The organism is Streptomyces sp. SID5910 (assembly GCF_009862125.1).
Taxonomy (GTDB): Bacteria; Actinomycetota; Actinomycetes; order Streptomycetales; family Streptomycetaceae; genus Streptomyces.
In genome coordinates this window covers 1-5,589 of sequence record NZ_WWHX01000148.1, presented here as the reverse complement: position 1 = coordinate 5,589, position 5,589 = coordinate 1, and the positions used below count along the sequence as shown (strand labels likewise).

Here is a 5,589-nt window from a genome sequence, read left to right as displayed (position 1 = left end):
GGTCAGAAGGCCCGCGTCGTCACCCGACGGCGCGGGCCTTCGCGCGTTCGCGGTCAGAATCGTCGGGATCGCGCCGCCACACTCTCACCTGCAAGGCGTCAGTGGTCTCCACCAATGTGGGCGAAGCCGCGGTGAACTCGCCGTTTCCGCAGGCCACATGGGGTTTGACACACCGTTGACGCGCGCAGACTGCCGCTGATAGACACACACTTCATTCCGTCGGCGCCAGCCGATCAAGCTGCACGCAAGGCTGCTCACAACCCGTTCACGTCCGTTCGCACCTGTTCAAGCCCGCCCCGTGCGGAACGCCGAGCGAGCGTTCCGCGCGAGTGATGACGCGAGGTCTCCGAACCATGAACACACAGGATCAGCACGGCAGAGGACGCATCGGCCCCCGCCTGAAGAGGACGCGGCTGCTGGCCGCCGCGGGCGCCGCCGCCGCTCTCCTCCTCGCGTCCGGCGTCGCCACCCCGTCGGCCGCGGCAGGACCGCGCGGCGGCCCGGTGCAGGCCAAGGAGGGACAGGACGGCAAGGTCCTCACCGTCGCGGTCGCGCAGAGCGTCGACTCGCTCAGCCCGTTCCTCGCGGTGCGGCTGGTCAGCACGAGCATCCACCGGCTGACGTACGAGTACCTGACGGCCTACGACCCCAAGGACAACCACGTCATCCCGGGCCTGGCCACCCAGTGGCAGTCCTCCCCGGACAAGCTGACCTGGACCTACACGATCCGCTCCGACTCGAAGTGGTCGGACGGCCGGAAGGTCACCGCCGAGGACGCGGCGTGGACGTTCAACAAGATGATGACCGACGACGGCGCCGCCACCGCCAACGGCAGCTTCGTCACCAACTTCGAGAAGGTCACCGCGCCCAGCCCCACCCAGCTGGTGATCAAGCTCAAGACGCCGCAGGCCACGATGACCGCGCTCGACGTGCCGATCGTGCCCAAGCACGTGTGGGAGAAGGTCGGCGACTTCTCGGAGTTCAACAACGACAAGAACTTCCCGCTCGTCGGCGACGGCCCCTTCGTCCTCACCGACTACAAGCCGGACAGCTATGTGCGGCTGAAGGCCAACAAGGACTACTGGCGGGGCGCGCCGAAGTTCGACGAGCTGGTCTTCCGGTACTACAAGGACCAGGACGCCGCCGTGGCCGCCCTGCGCAAGGGCGAGGTGTCCTTCGTCGCCGGGTCCCCGTCGCTGACACCGGCGCAGGCGGACTCGCTCAAGGGCGACAAGAACATCCACGTCAACGACGCGCCCGGCCGCCGTTTCTACGCCCTCGCGACCAACCCGGGCGCGCAGTCCAAGGACGGCACGAAGTTCGGTGACGGCGACCCGTCGCTGCTCGACCAGCGGGTGCGGAACGCGCTGTTCATGGCGGTGGACCGCAAGACGATCGTGGACAAGGTCTTCCGGGGCCACGCGGTCCAGGGCGAGGGCTACATACCCCCGCGCTTCTCCTCGTACTTCTGGAAGCCGTCGGGCAGCCAGGAGCTGGCCCACGACCCGGCCGCGGCGGGCAAGCTGCTCGACGAGGCGGGCTACAGGAAGAACGCCGACGGCAAGCGCGTCGGCAAGGACGGCAAGCCGCTGAACTACCGCGTCCTGTGCCACGCCACCGACCCCAACGACAAGGCGGTCGGCAAGTACCTCCAGGAGTGGTGGGGCGAACTCGGCATCGAGACCACGCTCAACTGCCTCGACAACGTGACCGACCCCTGGCTCGCGGGCAAGTACGACCTGGCCTTCGACGGCTGGTCCGTCAACCCGGACCCGGACTTCGTGCTGTCCATCCACACCTGTGCCGCCCGTCCGCAGACGCCCAAGGACACCGGCGCCACGGACAACTTCATCTGCGACAAGACGTACGACGACCTCTACGCCAAGCAGCTCGCCGAGTACGACCCGGGCAAGCGGGCGGAGATCGTCCAGCAGATGCAGTCACGGCTGTACGACCTGGGCTACATGAACGTCATGGCCTATCCGAACGCCGTCGAGGCCTACCGCACCGACCAGATCAAGTCGATCACCACGATGCCGTCCGAGGCGGGCAACATCTACGGCCAGGACGGCTACTGGAGCTGGTGGTCCGCCGTCCCCGCCGACTCCGGTGACTCCTCGGACAGTTCCTCCTCGACCGGCGTGGTGATCGGGATCGTCGCGGGCGTCGTCGTCCTCGTCGGCCTCGGCGTGCTGGTCGCGGTGCGCCGCCGGTCCACGGCGGAAGAGCGTGAGTAGGCGCTCATGACCGCGGAAGCGACATCCTCCTCCCTCGGGGGAGCGGCCGCGGCCGGACCGGTGAAGTCCGGGCCGGCCGGGGCGGGGCGCGCCCCACGGGCCGGGGCCGGTACCGCGTATCTGCGGTACGTGGCCGGGAGGCTGGCCGGCGCGGTCGTCTCGCTGTTCGCCGTGCTCGTCACCAGTTTCTTCCTCTTCCGGCTGATCCCGGGCGACCCGGTGAAGTTCATGACCGGCGGCCGCCCGGTGTCGGCGGAGCAGATCGCCTCCTACCGGCGGGAGTTCGGCCTCGACCTGCCGGTGTGGCAGCAGTTCACGCAGTACTGCGGCAAGGCGCTGACGGGAGACCTGGGGACCTCGTACCAGTTCCACGGCCCCGTCCTCGACAAGATCACCGAGGCGCTGCCGAACACGCTGCTGCTCACCGGCACGGCCTTCGTGCTCTACACCGCCCTGGGCATCTTCCTCGGCACCCGCTCCGCGTGGCGGCACGGCCGGCTCGGCGACCGGGTCAACACGGGGCTCGCGCTGACGCTGTACTCCATCCCCTCCTTCTGGCTGGGGCTGCTGCTGATCATCGTGCTGTCGGTCGGCGTGGGCCCGATCCCGGGCCTGTTCCCGACCGGGGGCATGGAGTCCGGCGGCGAGCAGGGCTTCGCGTACGTCGTGGACGTCGCCCACCATCTCGTCCTGCCGGTGGTGACGCTGGTCGCGGTGGAGTACGGGCAGACGCTGCTGGTCACGCGGTCGGCGCTGCTGGACGAGATGGGCGGCGACTATCTGACCACGGCGCGCGCCAAGGGCCTGCGGGACGACCTCGTGCGGCGCCGGCACGCGGTGCCGAACGCGCTGCTGCCGACCGTGACCCTGATCTTCGTCAACCTCGGCCGGACCGTCGCCGGTGTCATCCTGGTCGAGACGGTCTTCTCCTGGCCGGGGCTCGGCGGGCTGTTCTACCAGGCGCTGAGCGTGCCCGATCTGCCGTTGGTGCAGGGGCTGTTCTTCGTCTTCGCCGCGGCGGTGATCCTCATGAACACCCTCGCCGACCTCCTGTATCCGCTGCTCGACCCGAGGGTGGGCCGATGACCGCCGAGACCGCTCCGCCGCTCGGCCCGCGCATGCTCGCGTGGCAGCGCCGCCGGGCCTCCGCCGCACGCTTCTGGAGGGAGTACCGGCGGCACCGCGCGGGCCTGTTCGGGCTCGCCGCGCTGGTGCTGTTCGGGCTGCTCGCGCTGACCGCGCCGCTGACCGTCGGCTCGGACGTGCAGAGCGTGACCGATGCTCCCGGGCAGCCGCTGGAGGGGCCGAGCGGCCGATTTCCGCTGGGCACCGACCAGTTCGGGCGCAGCCTGCTGGGGCTGCTGATCTGGGGGTCGCGCGTCTCGCTGCTTGTCGGGCTGCTCGCGGCCGTGCTGTCGGTGGCCATCGGGGCGCTCATCGGCATCACCGCCGGGCACTTCGGCGGCTGGTACGCCACGGTGGCGATGCGGGTCACGGACTGGTTCCTGGTGATGCCGACGCTGGTGCTCGCCATCGTGCTGGCGACGGTCATGTCCCGTTCGCTGGGCACGATCGTCCTGGCGATCGGCGTCACCACCTGGCCGACGACCGCGCGGCTGGTGCGGGCCCAGACGCTGGCGGTGGAGTCACGGCCCTACATCGAACGCGCGAAGGCACTCGGCGGCGGCCACGGGCACATCATGTCCCGGCACGTGCTGCCGAACGTGATGCCGCTGATCCTCGCCCAGACCACCCTGATCATCTCCTCCGCGATCCTCGCCGAGGCCACCCTCGCGTTCCTGGGGCTCGGGGACCCGTCGGTCGTGTCGTGGGGCGGGCTGTTGCAGGACGCGCGGGAGGCGGGGGCGGTCAGCTCCGGCGACTGGTGGTACCTGGTGCCGCCGGGCATCGCGATCGCGGTCGTCGCGCTGGCGTTCACGCTGTGCGGGCGTGCGGTCGAGTCCGTCCTCAACCCCAGGCTGGGGGTGTCCCGTTGAGTCTGCTCGACGTCCGGAACCTGGAAGTGACCTACCCGGGCGGCGCGGCCGCCGTACGCGGGGTCGACCTGAGCCTCGCCGCGGGCGAGAAGCTGGGCCTCGCGGGCGAGTCCGGCTGCGGCAAGTCCACGCTGGCCCTGGCGCTGCTGCGGCTGCTGCCGGCCGGGGCCCGGGTCGGCGGCGAGATCCTCCTCGACGGGGAGGACGTGCTGACGATGAAGTGGGGCCGGGTGCGGGCGGTGCGCTGGGCCGGGGCGTCGATCGTCTTCCAGGGCGCGATGCACTCCCTCAACGCCGTGCACCGCGTCGGCGACCAGATCGCCGAACCGATCCTGCTGCACCGCAGGGCGACCCCCGCGGCCGCCCGGAAGAGGGCCGGTGAGCTGCTGGAGCAGGTGGGTCTGCCGGCGGCGCGGGCGTCCGCCTACCCGCACGAGCTGTCCGGGGGGCAGCGGCAGCGCGTGATGATCGCGATGGCGCTGGCCTGCGACCCCCGTCTGATCGTCGCCGACGAACCCACCACCGCGCTGGACGTGATGGTCCAGGCGCAGATCCTCCGGCTGATCGAGGAGCTGGTGAGCGAGCAGGACGTGGGCCTGGTCATGATCAGCCACGACCTCGCCGTGCTCGCCGACACCTGCGACCGGCTCGCGGTGATGTACGCGGGCCGGGTGGTCGAGGAGGGCCCGGCGCGGCTGGTCTACGACGACGCCCGGCACCCCTACGGCAGGGCGCTGTCGGAGGCGTTCCCGAGGATCGGCGACCCGCGGTCGAGGTTCGCGCCGCGCGGGCTGCCCGGCGACCCGCCCGACCCCGCGGCGGTGCCGTCCGGCTGCGCCTTCCACCCTCGCTGCCCCGTCGCGCTGGACGTCTGCGCCACCGACGACCAGGAGCTGCGTGAGGCGGGCGCGGACCGGCGGGCGGCGTGCGTGCACGTGGCCGGGGGAACTCCGGCGGCCACGGACGAAGCGGAAGTCAGGAGCCGTACCGCATGACGACCACGCCACCGCTGCTGAGCGTCGAGGACCTGCGCATCACCTTCCCCGGCCGGCACGGCGCGCCGCCCGCCCGGGCCGTGGACGGGGTCGACCTCGACATCCGGCCGGGCGAGATCGTGGCGCTGGTCGGCGAGTCCGGCTGCGGCAAGACGACCCTGGCCCGTTCCCTGCTCGGCCTGGTCCCGCCGACCTCGGGCCGCGTCACCTTCGACGGGGCGCCGCTCGACTACTCCTCGCGGGCGCTGAAGGCCTACCGCAAGCGCGCCCAGCTGGTCCTCCAGGACCCGAGCGGCTCCCTCAACCCGCGGCACACGGTGTACGACGCCGTCGCCGAGGGGCTGCGCATCCATGGCTACA

The 5,589-nt window shown here is 71.1% G+C and carries 5 protein-coding genes; all 5 read left to right on the top strand.

Going from position 1 to position 5,589, the window contains the following annotated elements; genetic code table 11:
• Positions 1–353 precede the first annotated feature (353 nt).
• Complete coding sequence (locus GTW67_RS05545) at positions 354–2,237, top strand: ABC transporter substrate-binding protein (RefSeq protein ID WP_161163672.1); 1,884 nt, start codon at positions 354–356, stop codon at positions 2,235–2,237.
• A 6-nt stretch (positions 2,238–2,243) separates the two neighbouring features.
• On the top strand, positions 2,244–3,323 hold the full coding sequence (locus GTW67_RS05540) for an ABC transporter permease (protein ID WP_161163671.1): 1,080 nt from the start codon (positions 2,244–2,246) through the stop codon (positions 3,321–3,323).
• Positions 3,320–4,234: an ABC transporter permease gene (locus GTW67_RS05535; protein ID WP_161163670.1), complete on the top strand. Its 915-nt coding sequence runs from the start codon at positions 3,320–3,322 to the stop codon at positions 4,232–4,234. Before GTW67_RS05540 ends, GTW67_RS05535 begins: the two co-directional genes overlap by 4 nt.
• Positions 4,231–5,229 carry an ABC transporter ATP-binding protein gene (locus GTW67_RS05530; RefSeq protein ID WP_161163669.1) on the top strand — a complete coding sequence of 333 codons (999 nt, stop codon included), beginning with the start codon at positions 4,231–4,233 and terminating at the stop codon, positions 5,227–5,229. Before GTW67_RS05535 ends, GTW67_RS05530 begins: the two co-directional genes overlap by 4 nt.
• Positions 5,226–5,589, top strand: a 364-nt coding sequence (locus GTW67_RS05525) for an ATP-binding cassette domain-containing protein (RefSeq protein WP_161163668.1), incomplete at its 3' end; no start/stop codon positions are given. The genes GTW67_RS05530 and GTW67_RS05525, both read left to right, overlap by 4 nt.